The sequence below is a fragment of the Pseudorhizobium endolithicum genome (assembly GCF_902153245.2).
GTDB classification, from domain to species: domain Bacteria; phylum Pseudomonadota; class Alphaproteobacteria; order Rhizobiales; family Rhizobiaceae; genus Neorhizobium; species Neorhizobium endolithicum.
Window position 1 is genome coordinate 341,217 of sequence record NZ_CABFWF030000018.1, and the last position, 17,006, is coordinate 358,222.

A 17,006-nucleotide genomic window follows, 5' to 3' on the forward strand; every position below is an offset into this window, starting at 1 on the left:
TTATCAGCTCGTTGTACCGCCGTCGGAGTCGTCAGTCGAGCCGTCGCCGGCCGGACTATCGGCAGTCTCGTCCGAGGTCTCTCCCGGCGGCGTCTTGACGATGGGGTTGTCGGAGATCACGACGCCGGCCTGCAGCAGGACCTTTTCGTTGTCTTCAGTGATGACGATGACGCCGTCGGAATAGACTTCGACTTCCTTGACCTTGCCCATCACCGTGTCGTCCGCGCTCTGGACGTACTTGCCGACGAGGTCGCCCGCCCGGGTCAGCGCTTCCGCCTGCAGCATGCTGCGGAGGTGCGCGTTGGTCTGGATCGTCTGCTCGACCTGCGAGAACGAGGCGAGCTGAGACATCTGCTCGCTGGCATCCATCGGATCGGTCGGATCCTGGTTCTTCATCTGGGCGATGAGGAGTTGCAGGAAGCTGTCGTAGTTCAGGCTCGCCTTGTTGGCGTCCGTAGTGGTGGCGGCCGCGTTCGCCCAGGGGTTGGAAGCGGCCGTAGTTACCGGATCTACCGCCATGGAGCCATCTCCTTGCGGATCTGTTCGACCGTCGCCGGCGTCATTTCCTGGCTGTTCAGGATGCGGTCCTCGATCGGGTAGAGGCCGCGGATCGCCTTCAGGGCATCGAAGGCCCGGCCGGAGGCGACCATGCCGTCGATCCGCTTCAGCTCGGCGAGGATTTCCTCGTTCTGGAAGCAGTTCAGCAGCATGCTCACCGACTTGCGGAAGAGCGCCACGGACTGATCCTTGCCTTCAGGGTTGATCAGCATCATCTGCGCGATGAAGTAGAGCTGCCGCAGCGGCGTCGTGGCGTCCTCCGGCTGAAGCACGTGGTTTTCCAGAAGGAATGTCACGTCGTTCAGAAACTCGAGGGCTACCTTTCGATCAACACGCAGCACTGCGCCGTTGATGAAGATGCGTTCACCGGATTTCAGCGAGATGCGCAGCGTACTTTTCATTTAAGTCCATCCTTGATGATGGTGGTCACGTCGATGATGCCCTGGTAGTTCGTCGACTGCCGTTTCCTGATCCGCTCGCATTCCTTCAGTATCCAGATAGCGATGGAAACCAGATTGGCGCGCAGTTCGGCACCCAGTTCGTTTTCCGGCTGCTTCAGGTCCTCGATGAACGCGATCCAGACACGCCTGGTATAGTAGACCGCCTCGATGGTGTGCCGGGAGTATTCTCCTGCGTCACGAGCGGCTATGAGAAGTTCTATCGATCGTTCCAGCGCCTGCCGTTCACGGTCCTTGGCGTCGGCGACGCCATCCTCCATGATCTCGGCATATGAAAACTGGTACATTCATGTATCCTTCATTTTCACGTACTTCCTCAATCATCTGAGGAAGTTGACCAGACTTAGCTGCTGCAGGCGCGCGGTGAGGGTGTAGGCCGTCTCCACCAGCGCCTCGAGGCCTTTCATACGAGTGGAGGCTTCATAGGCATCCACCGCCTCGAGATCATTGAGATGCGTTTCGATGATCTTCTGCTGGGCCTGGAGGGTCTCGTCCGCCTTCTTCACCCGTTCGGCCGAGAGACCGAGGCGAGCCCGCTCGCCGGTGAGGCCCGACATTGCCTGGCCGATGTAGGCCTGAGCACGGCTGGTCACCACGCCACGGGCATCATCGGAGATGTCGTTGGACAGGAACTCCATCGAGATCAGCGACGTCAGCACGAACTTCCTCATGCCTTCGGTGTTGGCATTGGTAGAGGTTTCGACGATCTCGCTCTGCGTGATGCGGCTCTTCATATTCTCGCCGGACGCATTCGAAACGAATGCACTCCAAAAATCCTGGCCCGTCACGGCCGGATCATGCGGCGGGGCCGTCAGAAGGTATGGAGCATCGGCGGGATCGGCGGGATCGGCGTTGAACATCCGCTCCATCCGGTCCAGGAAATCCGTCATGTCCTGCTCGGTCATGTCGCCTCTGGAAGCGATGCCGTTGTCCGACAGGAATTGCGTCAGCTCGGCGTCGAATGCCACCTGCGCGGCAGAACCCGCGGCCGCCACATTCTCGAACGGCTTCACATCCGAATTGATGCCGGCAAAAAGGTATTCGCCGTTCACCGAGGTATTGACGAAGCTGGAGAAGGTATCCAGCGCCGACTGGATGGACGTGCGCGCCACCTTCAGGTTGGTCGCATCGCTGCTGCCGCCGATCCCGATCAGCGAGTCGAGGATCTTCTGCCCGAGGTCGGACATCTTGGACAGCGCCTCTTCCGACGACTCCAGCCGCTGGGTGGCGAGCGAATTCGTCGTCAGCATCGACTTGATGCGCAGCACGTCGCGGGTGAGATCGAGGCTGCGCGAGGTTGTGGCGCCCAGGGCGACGCCGACGTCGGCGTGGCGACCGGTCGTCACCTCCTGCTGTGCCGCAACGATATCCTGCTGCGCCTTCGCCACGGCGTAGCGCATCGTGGTCTGAATGCTGAGCGATGAGATGAACGAAGTCTTCATGATCAGCCCGCCGCCTCGAGCAGTGCCTGCATCATCGTGTCGACCGTCGACATCAGCTTCGCCGCCGCCTTGTAGGACTGCTCGATGTCGAGGAGGAGGGAAAGCTCTTCGTCGAGGCTCACCCCGGTCTCGCTGGAATAGGCGTCGGTTGCGCGGCTATACATGGCAAGCTTGTTTTCGGTCGCCGACGTCGCCGTGCTGCGAAGCATTTCGAGCCAGCCGATGGAGTCGGCTGCGAAGGACTGCAGGTCCAGCTTTCCGCCGACCTGCGTGCTTTCGGCAAAGTCGATCTTCACCTCGAATGCATCGTCGAACTTGTTGAGCAGGTCGGAGAAACCGGTCGACTTGCCGATGTTGACCACATAGTCCGGACCGTTGATGCCGCCGTCGCGAATGAGCATGGGATCACCCGAGGGCGGTATAACCGCCGGGTTGACCCTGATGCGATTGGCAAGCCCCGGCTCCACCGTCCCGTCAGCCGGTATCGTCCCGAGATCCCAGGTGAACAGGCCCGGCAAGGTGGGCAATGCGGGCGGGTTGGCGGGATCAGGATCCGTTTCGGCGAATGCCACGATCAGACCGCGAGCAACCTCGTCCAACTGGCTCTGATAGACCGGAACGATATCGTCGCGTAGCTGAAGAAGCGCCTGGAGCGAGCCTTTGGCACTTGTGTCCGGGCCTCTGCCAGGCTTCAGCGCGATCCCGTCTATATAGATTCCGTTGCCGGTCGTGGCCGCCCCATAGGCGGACGTCGGCACGAAGGTGACGGCGCGAGGAACGGTTTCAAAAAGGACCGTTCCGTCCGTGGTGTAGAGCGCAAGGTCATCGTTTTCACGACGAACCGTCGTCACGCCGACAACCTGGGAAATCTGCTTGAGCAAGGTTTCCCGTTCGTCCAGGGCGTCGTTGGGATTGCCGCCGACGGCGACCTCCTGCTTCACCTTGTTGTTCGCAAGCTCGAACTTGGCGAGGAGCCCGTTCAGATCATCGACGCTTTGCTTGATATCCGCGTCCGCTCGCTGCCGGATTTCCTGCAGTTGCGCCGACGCGTTGTTGAGCGCATTCGCGAGGTCGCGCGCCGTCGAGACGGTCGTTGCACCCACAGTGGTTTCGCCCGGCTTGCTTGCCCAGGTCTGCAGCGTATTGCGCAGGTTGCCTATGAGTTGCGAAGGAGACAACTCGTAGTCGTTCCCGCCCATGAGCGACTTCACTTCCTCCAGCCCCGCCAGAAGAACCTGCTGGCCGGCGAAGAGGGAGGAGCTCTCGATCGTCTGGCGGTAGAGCGCGAGGTTCTGCGACCGCTCGATGGCGACCACCAGAGCCCCGTTCCCACCGGTTGTCAGCACCGCCGACCGCCGCACGTAGTTGGCGTTCTGGGCGTTGGCAATATTCCTCGACGCGACACCGGACTGGGCACCGGTGTTGTTGAAGATCGATTGCGCGGTGGAAAGTGCGGACGAAAGTGACATCTGGTGGCCTCTAGGAACGAATTCCCGTTATCTCTTCAGATTGACGAGAACTTCCAAAAGTTCTGAACCGGTCTGAAAGACCTTGGAATTTGCGGTATAGTTGCGCTGCGCTTCGATCATGCCGGTCAGCTCTTCGGCGATATCGACATTGGAATCCTCCAATGCGCCCGACAGGATGGAGCCATAGCTGCCATTGGCAGGATAACCGACCACCACGACACCGGAGTCCTGGCTTTGGGAGTAGACGTTGCCGGCCAAAGGATTCAGCTTGTCCGGGCTCTGGACGTCGGCGACGGCGATCCGGTATGTCGGCACGAGTTCGCCGCTTTCGTACTTCAGCGAGACAATCCCATCCTCGCTGATCTCATAGCCGATGACCGAGCTTGCCCCGCTGCCGTTGATGTCTCCGGTGGACGAGAACGGCTTGCCGAGCTGCGTCATACCCGAGATATCGATGGTCAAGCCGCTCAGGTTGGCGCCACCAATGGGAAGCGGATTCGTGTTGAAGGTCCCACCCGCCGGCACGATCAGCTCGCCCACGGCGTTGAACTCCAGGGTGAGCGGCGATGTCGGCAGCATGTTGATGTCAACGGCGGGCGTCACCGAGGCGTCATGATAGGTGACCGTCAACTCCCATTCGTTGTCGGCCGTCTTGGTGTAGGTGTAGTCAAGCTTCCGGCTGTTTCCCTGGCTGTCATAGGCGATCAGCGAGGTCTTCTCCGTGTCGCCAACGGCGGCATTGGCCGGCAGGTTCGCCGTGGTGTAGCCTTCCGTCGAAGGCACAGCGTTCATACCACTCGCCTTGAGATTGATCTCACTCAAACCGTCAAAACCGTTGATGACGATGGTCGGGTCGACGCCGTTCTGATACGGATAACCCATCAGCTTGAACCCGGCCGCGTTGACGAGCGAGCCGTCGGAAAGCTGCTGAAACGAGCCGGCGCGCGTCAGGTACTCCACGCCGTCGGTGCCCTCAACGATGAAGAACCCGCGACCGTTGATGGCGAGGTCGGTATCGGACGTGGTATACGAGAAGGTGCCCTGGTCGGAGATCGAGTAGCGGATCGTGGTATTCACGCCGCCCGAATTGTAGGCCCCACCCGCCGAGGGAAGGATCAGCGACGAGAACTGCGTTGATGCCTTCTTGTAACCGGCCGTCGAGGCGTTGGCGATGTTGTCGCCAACCGTACCCAGGCGGTTCGCCTGTGCGTTCATGCCGGACACACCGGTTCTCATGGTTCCGTAGAGGCTCATATCAAATCCTCGTTGTAGCTTTATGTCCGCAGAGTAGGGGGTGGGCCTTGCGTGAAGCTGTCTGAAATCCCGCTTCGTCGTCGGATGTGAAGAGTTTCAGGCTTCAATCCCAATCGATGCAGTAGCCAAGGAAGCGCTTCGAATCGATCGGGTCGACGCCGAGCTTCTTGCGCAGCTTCTTGCGCAGCTTGCTGATGTGGCTTTCCACCACGTTCTCCTCGACCTCGTCGTCGAAGATGCCGTAGATCGCGTTGAAGATCTGCGTCTTGGAAACACGCCGGCCGCGGTTGGCAACCAGATATTCCAGGATGCGCCGTTCGCGGCGCGGCAGGGGGAAGACTTCGCCGGCGATCTCGGGATCGCGGCCGTCCGAGAAGACGCGGATCTGGCCGACGTCGGTGTAGTTGGCGATCGCCTTCAGGCGACGCCGGATAGCCGCTGCCCGCGCAAGAATCTCACGGGGATGGACCGGCTTGCGCACGACGTCGTCGACGCCGCTGTCGAAAAGCGCCAGGGTCGCGTCGAGGGAAGGCTGATCGCTGACTGCGATCACCGGCGCCTGGGAACGATCCCGGATCGTGCGGGGCAGTTCCAGCATGCAGTCGCCCTGCCCGATCAGGAAGGCCTCTACGGCGTTTATGTCGCCGTCTGCTGCGGTATTCACCCATTCGTTGAATTCCGCCGGGTCAAAACCGGTCGAGGGGATGCCCTCGCGCCCAAAAAGGGAAGTATAGCCGTCCTTAACGAGCTCACGCTCATCAACCACTACGATCATTCGTCCGCCTCCGAATCAGTTGTGGTGTTTCGATGAGGCTATGGGTACGAATCAGGAGAATCGGGCACAAGCTGTGGGAAGTTAACCAAACAAATTAATAGTTGATTAACCACCCGCCCGCGATTTGCACTATATCTAGTATGTCAACGCTTGAAAGGCACAATTTTAGCGGTGGACAAATTAACACCTGGGCGAAGAAGGGCTTGCACTGCCCAATTTTGCCCAAAAGGCGCCACATATCGGGAAACGAGTCCGGAGGACGGCTCTCTGCAGCCTCAGGTTGTCATTCGTGACAGAACTGCTTGGCGTTCACAGTCCATTTTCCGTAGCCGGTGGCGACCAGGTTGCTGATCACACGACAGACATATTTCTTCTGGGCGGGGTCGTTGTTCGGACCGGCGTGGTATCGTGCTACCGCCATCGTCCAGGTCTCGTGCCGGTTGTGGAGGTTGCGGAGAAATTTCGCCGCATATTCGACATTCCGCCGGGGCTCGAACATCTCTGCCGCGGAGGAGAAGTTCTCGCCGTGGAAGTGGTGGTTGATCTGCATGCATCCGACATCGATCAGCTTCCGGCCCTCGCGCCGCGCCGCTTCGAAGACCCCCAGCGCCTCCTGTCGCGACGCGGGGTAATAGGCCTTGCCCTCGACGTTCATCGCGTAGGCATAGAGGCTGCCCTTTCGGCCCGTCTCGGTCAGGCCGACTGAATAGAGGATGCCTTCGGGAACGCGGTATTTGGCTGCGGCCGCCTGGATTTCCTGCTCGCAGGCACCTGCCGATGCCGATGCATCAGAGGTAAAGCTGGCCAGAGCGAGAGCCGACAGGATCGGCAACAGTCGCCTTGTCCGAACCCACGTCATCCGTTCCTCCATTCAATTCCGCGCCGAAAGCGAAGCGCTGCTGTTCGCGGTTCTGGGCATTGCCGTTCCTCTCACCGTTGCCGGCCATATGCTGACCCGTCTGGGCGTTCTGCTGCCCTTTCTGCGGATCGGCTTCGGCAGCCGGCGAGATGCTGATGGTCACTTGATCCACCGAGAAGCCATGCGACTTCAACGCGTCGAGCATTCCCCTGCTGTCTTCGCTGAGCTGCTGGTGCGCCGCCCGGTTCTCCACGGTCAGATGGACGTGGAGCTCCTCTCCGATCAGGCGCAGCGTCGCCGTCACCGAGCCAAGGCTGTGCGGGTTCATCTGCAGCTTCAGCATGTGGACCGCGGACCCCGTCTGCCCGCCGGCGGCGAGATCCGATCCGAGTGCCCCTGCCTGCATGGCCGCGGACCAACCAGCGTCACCCGTCATGCCGGCAAGCAGCGATGCGCCGTTCGAGTTCGGGGCAAGGCCGAGGAAGCGCCGGGATTCCATGATGGAAACATTCTCGATGAGCGCCGGGCCGCTCCTGCCCTCTGATCCCTTGTCGCGTGCAGCGGCTTGGGTCAGTTCGCCGGCGACGGCTCCGCCTTTCGCGTCGGAAAATCGGAAGACACGCTCCTGTCCTGCAGGGAGTTCCGGATCGGTCGGCATATCGACAAGCTCATCGGCGCTGACATCCCGCTGGCCTGCCGCCGAAGACCGGTCAATCCGGTTCGATGGTCCGGCGGTATCGCCCTTGCGGGTCTTGCCATCCGTCGTGTCCGCGCCGTTGGCGGCGGCTGCCCAGGGTTGCTGGCCATTAGTGAGAATGCTCAGGACCTCGGAGGCGCCGCCGGGGCCGGGTTGCTCCGCCTGGACCTCTCGGCTGGCTTCGCCCCCATCCAACTGATCCTCTTGAATTCCATCCCCATTCGCAAGCTCCTGCTCGCGCGCCGGCATCTCACCTGCCCGGACCCTTCCCGCAACCAGAGAGGCCTGTGCTTCCTTGATGGAGGACGAGGCCTGCGTGATGGAGGTACGGACGGTGCGAGCCCGCGTCGTTTCCATACCATCGGCAAGGCTCATCCTGCCGGACCGAGCCCCAAGGGCATCCGCATCCACCAGCGGCTCAGTCGTGCCATCCACTCCGTCGGCGTTCTGCCCCGCCTTGGCGTTGCCGCTGCCGCCATCCTCTTTGCCCAATCGGGACAAGGCGCTGGAAAAGCCGTCTTCGCTGTCGGATTTGCCCGTTCGTCCGTTCCCCTTCAGCGCCGGCTCGGCGGGGTTTGCCTTGGACAGACCATCCAGCATCATTGAGGAACGCCTTCTTCCTTCAGCAGTTCATCGATCTCGCTCAGCCTGGAACGGCCGGATTCGACGAAATTCTGGATTTCGGAATCAAACTTGACTGTACTGCCCGCGGGCAAGGGGCGCCCGGTGTCGGCAGGCCCGGATGGGTCATCTCCGGGTGACGCCTTTGCGGCAACGGCGTCTGGTGTCGAGGGAAGTGTGACGACGGCATCTTGTGCGAGGCTTTCGGGCCGCGGCTTGCGGAGCACTTCCTCGGCTATGGCCTGCGCCGCTGCCCGCAGCGCGCGATCCCGGGGCGAGAGTTCGTCTTCCGGGATGGCTGCCAGATCACGCACCGCCGAAGTCACGTCGGAGGTGGGGATGTTCGCCACGCCTCCGTAAAGCCGTGCCAGCGCCTCCGGAGGCTCACCCTCAAGACCGGAGAGGGCGGCAGCCCGTCCCGATGCAAGCCGCGCCAGCTCATTCTTGCCCTCGAGCGTCGATCTTCTGGCGATGCGAAGGAAGACCTCCCGCCGCCGATCCACATCCATGAACTCCACGGTGCCGTCGATGTCATGCTCCGCAACGCTCGGATAATGCTCCACGACCAGTTGGACGAAGAAGTCCACGAACTGGCTCGCATAGGGAGAGTGGACGAAGCGGCGCGCATACTTCCGGGAATAGGCAAGACCCTCGCCGACCATGTCCGCATCGACGGCAATCGCCACCGACCGTCGCAAGGCTGCCTCTTCGACGATGGTGCCCGGAGCACCCAGCCGCGCCAAGTCGTAGAAAACCAATGCTTCCTTCGGATCGACAGGAAGCGTGACGTTTCCGCTGACGAGAGCGATATAGGGGCCGATCGCTTCGTCACGATATTCCTTGGCCATCTCGCCTAGGCTTTTCGCCACCAGCGTCCCCTGGCCGCCGACATATTTGCGCAGAAGGTCCGCTACCCGGCTGTCGAAATTGCCGGAGACATCCCTCTCGACCAGGTATTCCAGGGTCTCGGGATTGCCGCCGCTCATCGCGTAGATAAGGGCGGCGTCGACATTGCGCGGATCGTCGTAGGTCGAAGGATGTGCCGACCGCAAGGCCCGGTCGATCTTGCCGAGCATGAAACGCTGCATCTCGCCGGCAGAATGGTCACCGAGCGCGACCGTGTCCTGCACGAACTGGAGCGAGCGGAGCATGACGTAGGGAGCAAGTTCCGGCGCGTTCTCGGCCGCAGCGGGCCGCGCCAGTGCCGCCCCCGTCAGGAGGACCCCCACCAGTGCGACCGGACGAAGAACCGCAAGCGGCATGCTCATCCCTCGTCAGCCTGCAAGAGGATCTCGATACGCCGGTTCGCCGCCGCCAGCGGGTCGTCGGGCACCTGCAGTCTGCGATCCGCGAAACCAGAGACCTGCTGCACCCGCCCCTCTTCCAGCCCGCCACGGACCAGCATGTAATAGGCGCTGTGGGCGCGCGCCATGGAAAGGCGCCAGTTGTCGTTGTCGTCACCCTTGAACTGGCGGCCGTCGGTGTGTCCGCGCACGAGGATAGCTCCCTTGCGCTGCTGGAGTATCTTGCCGATCTTCTCCATCGCCAGCACCATTTCGCGCCGCGGCACCGCGGAGCCGACATTGAACATGGGGTCCGCCGCCTGGTCGGAGATCGTCACGAGCAAGCCGCCCTCGGAAGAGGTCACGACCAATCCTTCGGCAAGTTTGCCCGCCAGCCCGCCGATCTGCTTCTCGATCTCGCGGCGGAGCGTTTCGGCTTCGACCTGGCCCTTGCCGCCGGCCGGCGCCTCCGCGTCGGACGCGCCTGCCTCAGCATGGTCATGCTGCTTGTCCGCCGCATCCTCTTCCGCTTTGTCCGCTTCGGCGGCTTTCTTGTCTGTTACCTCTGCTTCTGGCAGGGCCGTATCGGCTCGCGGCTGCGGCATGGCGAGAGCGACCTCGTCCTCGGCCGGGGCCTCCACTTCCTGCGATGCGGAGAGCTGCGCCTCCTGCTGCTTCTCGCTGCTCGTAACCTGAACCTGCTGCGTCCAGAAATCGGGATCGAAGGGGTCGCGGTATGCCTCACCACCGTCCGCGCCCGTCGCGGGGCCGGAATCGGCGGCGCCCCCCTCTCCCTTGGCGCTGATATTCGCCTGCTGGCCGACCTCCTGGGCGATCTCCGCCAGAACGGAATAGGGATTTTCAAAGAAATCGGCTTCCGAATAATTGGTCTCGTCCCCGGAGGTCGAGGTCATATCCTCGCCGGTAGCCGCTGCCGATCCGACCGTATTTTCCTCGGCCTTGACCTTGGAGCGCTCCTGCTGCTCCTGCCCTTCCGACTTGTCCACCGGCTTTTCCAGCCCCTTCTCCGCCGGCGTCTCGTCCGAAAGCTTGATGGGGTTGAAGTAGCTTGCCATCGAGGCTTTGGTTTCCTCGTTGGCGGCGTTGACGAGCCACATCACCAGGAAGAAGGCCATCATCGCGGTCATGAAGTCGGCATAGGCGATCTTCCACGCACCGCCATGGGCGCCGTCATGGTCACCGCGGTGCTTCTTGACGATGATGATCTCGTTCTTGCCGTGGTGGTGGTTCTCGGCTTCGCTCATGCGAGCAGCTCCCTCACACGAGCCGACCAGGCGGACAGGCGCGTCACCAGTGCAGCGTCCCCGAGATCTGCCGAGATATCCAGATCCGCCGCGTCGACATAGCGGATGGTCACTGCAGGCTCCTCACCCAGCGCGGCGGCGAGGCGATCGCGCAGAGCTTGCGGCCCCCGGATCGTGATCGTCGCCACTTCGCCGTCCAGGATGGCGGCACGGATCAGATCCGCCATATCGGCAACGGCCTTCCCCGCCAGGGCTTCCTCCACCAGGGGCGCAAGAACGCGCGTGGTCTGATTGCTGACGGCTTCGGCGACCAGAAGCGCCATCTCCCCGAGCTTTGCGCGGACATGCGCGGCCAGTTCCGTCTCGTAGTGCTCCCGAAGGGCGGCGAGCTCAGCCGCATGGGCGGCCTTCATCGCTTCGCGATCCTCGGCCCACTTCGACTGCAATTCCTCGGTGGCCGCTTCGTAGCCCAGACGGTGCGCATCGGAACGCTCCGCCTCCAGATCGATCGTCGGCTCCGCCTCCGCGCCGGCGAAATCAGCGAAATCGAAGGCGTCGTCCTGCTCCAGCAACACGGGCGGAGCCGGTGGAAGCTCGCTGAAATCCTTCAGATACCGCGCTATAGAGGCTGTCATTGCTGGAACCTGTTTTTCCTGTCTCGCCCAAGCCTAACGTACCGGACGGAACAAAGAGTTACCGTCGGCACCAGCTGATGTGCCGTCCCACCCACGGGCGATGCCGGGCATCTGACCGCAGGCTAGAATTCCAAGCTTGTGCGAGGATGAAGGTAGCACGGCGGGCGGTTCGACGAGCCGCGTGCTTCCTTACTGCCGGAACAGCGTCAGGATGTTTTCGGCGTTGGTATTGGCGATGGACAGCGACTGGATGCCGAGCTGCTGCTGCGTCTGCAGGGCCTTCAGCCTTGTCGATTCCTCGTTCATGTCCGCATCCACCAGACGGCCGATGCCCTTGTCGATCACGTCGATGAGGGAGGCGACGAAATCCTCCTGCAGATCGATGCGGCTCTGGATGGAGCCAAGGCTGGAAGCCGCGCTGGTCATCGCCTCCAGCTGACTGCTGACGAACTGCACCATCGTATCCAGCGCATCCTCTTCGGTGTGCGGCCCAGGTGGAACCAGCGTGTCGAGCTGCGTCGCTATCCCCGTCAGATTTTTGAGATCGATCGTTGATACCGAGAAGCCGAGAGAGTCCGCAGGCGACCCTGCCGTCGCCTCTTTATCCAGTATGCCGAACTTGCCGCCATTCAGGTCGAACAGGACGGTTTTCTCGTCGAGGACATAATCGACCGTTGTCACGGCGACACCGCCCTCTGCATCCCGGGTGAAGGAAGCAACCACGTTTTTCACAACCTCTTTCGGAGTAGAGGGTGCGGCTCCAACGCTGATGCTCTCCTGCAGCCAATTCTCGCCGGAGAAGCTGGCAGATTCGGCAATGCTTCTGAGTTGCTCCTGGAGCTGGTCGATCTCCTCCTGGATCTTCGCACGATCCACTCCGACGCCATAAGCGGCGACCAGCTTGGTCCTGATTTCCTGGACCGTGGCGATCGCGCTTTCCATGGCCTCATAAGCCGTGTCCACCTTCGCAGCACCCAGGCCAAGGGCATCCTGGACCGTCTCCAGCGTGGAGCCGTCCGATCGCATGGTCGTCGCGATCGACCAGTACGCGGCATTATCCTCCGCCGTCTGGACCCGGAGACCGGAGGCCACCCGCGCCTGCGTATCTTCCATGTTCCGGTCAATCGAGCGGAGCGTCTGGAGCGCCGCCATGGCGGCGATGTTGGTGAGGATGCTGGTCATGGCCCTTGCCTCTGTCTTGAATGCCGGTACGCATCGGGAGGACGACAAAAGGGCTTCATGCTCGGCCGCCCCTTGCCTCTCATGGGCGGGCGGTCTGTCGTACGTTAACAAATCGCTAACGACGACAGTTAACAGGCGAGGCTTGCTCGTGGCAAGCGATGAAATGCTTGCGCGAAGGCGGTGTCAGGCTTCGCGCAAGCTACGGAAACGCGAAAACCGCGCCCCTCTCGAGGCGCGGCTTCCATCTTGACTTTCAATCCGCAGGGCGGGACGAAGATGCCCCTAGCCGGGCTCCGCTTACTGGCGGAAGAGAGTCAGGATATTTTCGGATGCGGTGTTGGCGATGGAGAGCGACTGGATACCAAGTTGCTGCTGGGTCTGCAGGGCCTTCAGGCGCGTCGACTCTTCGTTCATGTCGGCATCGACCAGGCGGCCGATGCCGGAGTCAATGGAGTCCGTGAGCTTCGAGACGAAATCTTCTTGCAGCTCGATACGCATCGACACAGAACCTAGCGCGGCAGTTGCACTGGTCATAGCTTCTAGCTGAGTGTCAACGAACTGTATCAAGTAATCGAGGACATCCTCCTCGCTCGCCAGCTGCATGTCCGTCGCGTAGGTTGAGAGCTTAGTGATATCCAGTTCGGAAACCGAGACGTCAGTAGCGTAGCTAACGTCTGCCGCGGCGGCATCTGCAGTGAAGTCTATTGCGCCGGAAGCGCCGGTGGCTTTCACGTACGCACCGGCTACTTTCACGGCATATGTTGTCGGCGTGGTGATATCGTCAACCCAAACGCCGTTAACCTCGGTCCAAGTGTCATCAACTGTTGTCAATGTGATCAGGTATTCATCAAGGCCGGTCGATTCATTCCTGACCTTACGCGCTCCGATCATCGCCTCGGCATCAAGTATGCCCGCGTTTCCGCCACTCGTATCAAACAGCACGGTCGAGGCATCTAACGGAATCTCGATCGTCTTCACCGAGACGTTGCCGTTCGAATCTCGGATGAAAGAACCTACCACTTGCTTTACAATTGTATCAGAGTCGATAAGGCCGGTGGTTACGTTGACAGTCCCATTGATACCAGCTTTGAGCCAGTTCTCGCCAGAAAATGAGGCCGACTCCGCGATGCTTTTCAGCTGGTCCTGAAGCTGAACAATTTCCTCCTGGATTTTAGCTCTGTCCACGCCCGCTTCGCGAGCCGCCACGAGCTTATTCTTGATCTCCGTCACAACGTCCACGGTGCTTTCCATGGCTGCGTAGGCGGTGTCAACTTTGGCAGCGCCTAATCCGAGAGCATCCTGAACCGCGGAGAGTGCGCCGTTATCCGAGCGCATGGTCGTTGCGATCGACCAATAGGCCGCATTGTCGGATGCGGTACCCACCCGTAGCCCGGAGGAAACACGCGCTTGAGTGTCCTCCATCTTAGCGTCGACAGAACGGAGGGTCTGCAGAGCAGCCATAGCTGCAATGTTGGTGAGAATGCTAGTCATTGATGTTGCCCCTGTATTGGCTAGATGAGGGACATCCCGGATGCGCCGGGAACGATGGCATGGCCTGATGCCGTTAACCGCTTCTTCGTCTTGGTTAACCCATCGTTGCGATGGGTGCAGTTAAGGTGAGAATGGTTAACAGATCTTAAACACAATCTACCGAGTTAAGGAAATCGCGCCACCCACGGCGCAAAAAAGGCCGCCCTAAGGGAGCGGCCTTTCCGATAATTCCAACGGATGATCCGGTCAGCGGAAGAGTTGCAGGATGTTTTCCGAAGACGTGTTGGCAATCGACAGCGACTGGATACCAAGTTGCTGCTGCGTCTGCAGGGCCTTCAGGCGCGTCGATTCCTCGTTCATGTCGGCATCGACGAGACGGCCGATACCGCTATCGATCGAATCGGAGAGCTTGGCGACAAAGTCTTCCTGCAAGTCGAGGCGCATTGCAACAGAGCCGAGGTCTGCAGCGGCGCTGATAGCCGCCTCAAGTTGAGCATCTACGTGCGAGATCAGCTTGTCGAGAACCGCTTCATCCGAGGCGGCGGCGGGCAGATCGAAAGCGGTTCTTGCATCACCCAGCTTGGTGATATCCAAGTCGAGGATCGACGTGCCGGTGGCATACACGGCTGCCGTCGTTGCCAACGCAGCGGGAACACTGCCGTCCAAGGTTGTAGCCGCCGCGTTAGTGACTCGAAGCCACTTTCCATCGGCAATCTGCTTGTAAAAGTCTGTTCCATTGGACCAAACACCGTTAGCCCCTTCGGAGAAACCCGCAGCCAAGGTTGTGGTGGCTGTACGGAAGGTGCCATCAGTCCATTGAGCAACGTTAGCCTTTAGAGCCGCAGCATCAAGGATGCCTTTACCGTTGCCGCTCGAATCGATTAATACATTCGAGTTATTCAGGGCAATATTTATCGTCTGGACCTTGACGTTCCCTGCGCTGTCGCGCGTGAATGAGCCGACGATCTGCTTGTTCACGGTCACGTCGGTAGCGAGGGCGCCTGGGGTCGCAGAGGCCTGGCCGATCGCGCCCTTCAGCCAATTCTCACCGGAGAAAGAGGCCGAGTCCGTGATAGATTTCAATTGGTCCTGAAGCTGATCGATTTCTTCCTGGATCTTGGCCCGATCAACCCCGGCTTCGCGGGCAGCAACGAGCTTGTTCTTGATTTCCTTGATAACGTCGATGGAGGATTCCATACCGGCGTAAGCCGTATCCACCTTTGCTGCGCCAAGCCCTAGAGCGTCCTGAACGGCGGAAAGAGCGCCATTGTCGGACCGCATGGTTGTTGCAATCGACCAGTAAGCGGCGTTATCCGAAGCGGAGCCAACGCGCAGGCCGGAGGAAACGCGCGCTTGGGTTTCTTCCATGCCGGAGTTAATGGAGCGCAGCGTCTGGAGGGCCGACATGGCTGCGATGTTGGTGAGAATGCTCGTCATAAGTGTTGCCCCTTGAATGGCTGATAAGAAGGGACATTCCGGTTTCACCGGGAGCGGCGCGCAGCATCATGCTTGCAAACCGGCTGAATTCAAATGGTTAGCCGCCGCTTCGATGAGAGCTTGATAACTCTGTTAAGGTTAATGAAGAGCTAAAGACAGACCGACGCGTGACCTTTTCCAGAAAATACCGCAACCGCGGCGCGTGCGCGCGCGTAACAGATCATCATTAATAAAGCGGAAAAGCCGCGCCTGTTTCACAGACGCGGCTTCCTTGAGCATTTGACCGGTTCAGCCTCCGGTGAATGGCTCTTCCTCCCGCTTACCTCCCCGGTCAGCCCCCGGGGTACACTTCGCGTTAGGAATTCAGTTCCGGCTAGGTGAGCCGGTCTTCGCTCCTGCTTAGCGGAAGAGCGACAGGATGCTCTGCGAGTCGCTGTTTGCGATCGAGAGCGCCTGGATGGCCAGTTGCTGCTGGGTCTGCAGGGCCTTGAGGCGGGTCGACTCTTCGTTCATGTCGGCATCGACAAGACGACCGATGCCGCGATCGAGTGAATCGGACAGCTTCGAGACGAATTCCTGCTGCATATCGATCCGCATAGAGGTCGAGCCGAGATCGGCAGCGGCGCTGTTCAGGGCTTCAAGCTGCGTGTCAACATGACTGATGAGCGCTTGCAGCACATCGTTGTCCGTCGCATCTGCATCTACAAGACCAGTGGTGTCGTTCTTGTACGTGGCAAGCTTGGTGATATCCAAAGTGGAGACAGACGTAAATGCAACCGCAGCCTGATTGCCTCCCGCTTCAATGTCCAAGATACCACGTTTCAATGCGCCAGTCGTACCGGTGGCAGCCACGCCGCCCACATCGAAGAGAACATTTGTGCCGCTCAACTCGATGTCGATCGTCTGAACTTTGACTGTGGTCCCCTCGCGAGTGAAAGAACCAACGACCTGTTTCGTCAGGGCAGCGAGATCCGCACCGCTAACAGCCGCACCGGCTGCATCGCTGAGCTCGGCCTTCAGCCAGTTTTCGCCAGAGAAGGATGCAGAGTCCGCAATCGAAGTCAGCTGTTCCTGAAGCTGCGAGATTTCCTTCTGGATCTTGGCCTTGTCGGCCGTCGGCTCCATCGCGGTAATCAGTTTGTTCTTGATTTCCTTGACTACTTCGATAACCGACTCCATGCCGGCGTAAGCGGTGTCAACCTTGGCTGCGCCGAGGCCCATCGCATCTTGGACAGCACCAAGAGCAGCATTATCCGAACGCATGGTCGTCGCGATCGACCAATAGGCTGCGTTGTCCGATGCGCCGCCGACGCGCATACCGGAGGAAATGCGGTCCTGCGTCGTCGCCATGTTGTTGGAGATCGAACGGAGCGTCTGAAGAGCCGCCATCGAGGCAGCGTTGGTAAGAATGCTCGACATAATGTTTGTCCCTTTGACAAAATACGAATGGGGACATACCGGGCGGGTTTCCCTTCCGGTCACGACAGCCCGGCGTCATGCCACTCGGTGCCGCATCTTTGGCTACCAAACCCGTCGTGTGAGGGAAAATTCGCACGCCAATTCTTGCCAACGTCTTAAAT

16 protein-coding genes are annotated in these 17,006 nt (G+C 60.4%); all 16 read right to left on the bottom strand.

Annotated features, from left to right (window positions below):
• Positions 1 to 3 precede the first annotated feature (3 nt).
• Entirely contained in the window at positions 4 to 519 is a 516-nt protein-coding gene (gene flgD / locus RTCK_RS20210; RefSeq protein WP_142594192.1) for a flagellar hook assembly protein FlgD, read from the bottom strand.
• A complete protein-coding gene (gene flbT, locus RTCK_RS20215) occupies positions 510 to 959 on the bottom strand; it encodes a flagellar biosynthesis repressor FlbT (protein ID WP_142594193.1) in 450 nt (149 codons plus the stop codon). The genes flgD and flbT overlap by 10 nt, the downstream gene beginning before the upstream one ends.
• Positions 956 to 1,303 carry a flagellar biosynthesis regulator FlaF gene (gene flaF, locus RTCK_RS20220; RefSeq protein WP_142521786.1) on the bottom strand — a complete coding sequence of 116 codons (348 nt, stop codon included), beginning with the start codon at positions 1,301 to 1,303 and terminating at the stop codon, positions 956 to 958. Before flaF ends, flbT begins: the two co-directional genes overlap by 4 nt.
• 33 nt (positions 1,304 to 1,336) lie before the next feature.
• A complete protein-coding gene (locus RTCK_RS20225; protein ID WP_142594194.1) occupies positions 1,337 to 2,458 on the bottom strand; it encodes a flagellar hook-associated family protein in 1,122 nt (373 codons plus the stop codon).
• A 2-nt stretch (positions 2,459 to 2,460) separates the two neighbouring features.
• Complete coding sequence (gene flgK / locus RTCK_RS20230) at positions 2,461 to 3,927, bottom strand: flagellar hook-associated protein FlgK (RefSeq protein ID WP_142594195.1); 1,467 nt, start codon at positions 3,925 to 3,927, stop codon at positions 2,461 to 2,463.
• Positions 3,928 to 3,954: 27 nt separating this feature from the next.
• Positions 3,955 to 5,181, bottom strand: a complete 1,227-nt coding sequence (locus RTCK_RS20235) for a flagellar hook protein FlgE (RefSeq protein ID WP_142594196.1) — start codon at positions 5,179 to 5,181, stop codon at positions 3,955 to 3,957.
• Positions 5,182 to 5,284: 103 nt separating this feature from the next.
• Entirely contained in the window at positions 5,285 to 5,956 is a 672-nt protein-coding gene (locus tag RTCK_RS20240) for a response regulator transcription factor (RefSeq protein ID WP_142594197.1), read from the bottom strand.
• 283 nt (positions 5,957 to 6,239) lie between these two features.
• Positions 6,240 to 6,815, bottom strand: coding sequence for a transglycosylase SLT domain-containing protein (locus RTCK_RS20245; protein ID WP_142594198.1), 576 nt, complete (start codon positions 6,813 to 6,815; stop codon positions 6,240 to 6,242).
• Positions 6,745 to 8,115, bottom strand: coding sequence for a flagellar hook-length control protein FliK (fliK, locus tag RTCK_RS20250; protein ID WP_142594199.1), 1,371 nt, complete (start codon positions 8,113 to 8,115; stop codon positions 6,745 to 6,747). Before fliK ends, RTCK_RS20245 begins: the two co-directional genes overlap by 71 nt.
• A complete protein-coding gene (gene motC, locus RTCK_RS20255) occupies positions 8,112 to 9,395 on the bottom strand; it encodes a chemotaxis protein MotC (protein WP_142594200.1) in 1,284 nt (427 codons plus the stop codon). Before motC ends, fliK begins: the two co-directional genes overlap by 4 nt.
• Positions 9,396 to 9,397: 2 nt before the next feature.
• Entirely contained in the window at positions 9,398 to 10,681 is a 1,284-nt protein-coding gene (locus RTCK_RS20260; RefSeq protein ID WP_142594201.1) for a MotB family protein, read from the bottom strand.
• Positions 10,678 to 11,316, bottom strand: coding sequence for a hypothetical protein (locus tag RTCK_RS20265; protein WP_142594202.1), 639 nt, complete (start codon positions 11,314 to 11,316; stop codon positions 10,678 to 10,680). The genes RTCK_RS20260 and RTCK_RS20265 overlap by 4 nt, the downstream gene beginning before the upstream one ends.
• A 189-nt stretch (positions 11,317 to 11,505) precedes the next feature.
• Positions 11,506 to 12,498: a flagellin N-terminal helical domain-containing protein gene (locus RTCK_RS20270; protein WP_142594203.1), complete on the bottom strand. Its 993-nt coding sequence runs from the start codon at positions 12,496 to 12,498 to the stop codon at positions 11,506 to 11,508.
• 297 nt (positions 12,499 to 12,795) lie between these two features.
• Positions 12,796 to 13,989: a flagellin N-terminal helical domain-containing protein gene (locus RTCK_RS20275; protein WP_142594204.1), complete on the bottom strand. Its 1,194-nt coding sequence runs from the start codon at positions 13,987 to 13,989 to the stop codon at positions 12,796 to 12,798.
• A gap of 246 nt (positions 13,990 to 14,235) precedes the next feature.
• Positions 14,236 to 15,426 carry a flagellin N-terminal helical domain-containing protein gene (locus RTCK_RS20280; RefSeq protein WP_142594205.1) on the bottom strand — a complete coding sequence of 397 codons (1,191 nt, stop codon included), beginning with the start codon at positions 15,424 to 15,426 and terminating at the stop codon, positions 14,236 to 14,238.
• A 399-nt stretch (positions 15,427 to 15,825) separates the two neighbouring features.
• A complete protein-coding gene (locus RTCK_RS20285; protein WP_142594206.1) occupies positions 15,826 to 16,845 on the bottom strand; it encodes a flagellin N-terminal helical domain-containing protein in 1,020 nt (339 codons plus the stop codon).
• Positions 16,846 to 17,006: the final 161 nt, after the last annotated feature.

Excerpts from the sequence above, each read along its gene's own strand:
- flgK (WP_142594195.1), bottom strand. The coding sequence starts at position 3,927 with ATGTCACTTTCGTCCGCACTTTCCACCGCGCAATCGATCTTCAACAAC.
- RTCK_RS20240 (WP_142594197.1), bottom strand. The coding sequence starts at position 5,956 with ATGATCGTAGTGGTTGATGAGCGTGAGCTCGTTAAGGACGGCTATACT.
- RTCK_RS20225 (WP_142594194.1), bottom strand. The coding sequence starts at position 2,458 with ATGAAGACTTCGTTCATCTCATCGCTCAGCATTCAGACCACGATGCGC.
- RTCK_RS20260 (WP_142594201.1), bottom strand. The coding sequence starts at position 10,681 with ATGAGCGAAGCCGAGAACCACCACCACGGCAAGAACGAGATCATCATC.
- RTCK_RS20235 (WP_142594196.1), bottom strand. The coding sequence starts at position 5,181 with ATGAGCCTCTACGGAACCATGAGAACCGGTGTGTCCGGCATGAACGCA.
- RTCK_RS20285 (WP_142594206.1), bottom strand. The coding sequence starts at position 16,845 with ATGTCGAGCATTCTTACCAACGCTGCCTCGATGGCGGCTCTTCAGACG.
- RTCK_RS20245 (WP_142594198.1), bottom strand. The coding sequence starts at position 6,815 with ATGACGTGGGTTCGGACAAGGCGACTGTTGCCGATCCTGTCGGCTCTC.
- RTCK_RS20280 (WP_142594205.1), bottom strand. The coding sequence starts at position 15,426 with ATGACGAGCATTCTCACCAACATCGCAGCCATGTCGGCCCTCCAGACG.
- fliK (WP_142594199.1), bottom strand. The coding sequence starts at position 8,115 with ATGATGCTGGATGGTCTGTCCAAGGCAAACCCCGCCGAGCCGGCGCTG.
- RTCK_RS20265 (WP_142594202.1), bottom strand. The coding sequence starts at position 11,316 with ATGACAGCCTCTATAGCGCGGTATCTGAAGGATTTCAGCGAGCTTCCA.
- flbT (WP_142594193.1), bottom strand. The coding sequence starts at position 959 with ATGAAAAGTACGCTGCGCATCTCGCTGAAATCCGGTGAACGCATCTTC.
- motC (WP_142594200.1), bottom strand. The coding sequence starts at position 9,395 with ATGCCGCTTGCGGTTCTTCGTCCGGTCGCACTGGTGGGGGTCCTCCTG.
- RTCK_RS20275 (WP_142594204.1), bottom strand. The coding sequence starts at position 13,989 with ATGACTAGCATTCTCACCAACATTGCAGCTATGGCTGCTCTGCAGACC.
- flgD (WP_142594192.1), bottom strand. The coding sequence starts at position 519 with ATGGCGGTAGATCCGGTAACTACGGCCGCTTCCAACCCCTGGGCGAAC.
- RTCK_RS20270 (WP_142594203.1), bottom strand. The coding sequence starts at position 12,498 with ATGACCAGCATCCTCACCAACATCGCCGCCATGGCGGCGCTCCAGACG.
- flaF (WP_142521786.1), bottom strand. The coding sequence starts at position 1,303 with ATGTACCAGTTTTCATATGCCGAGATCATGGAGGATGGCGTCGCCGAC.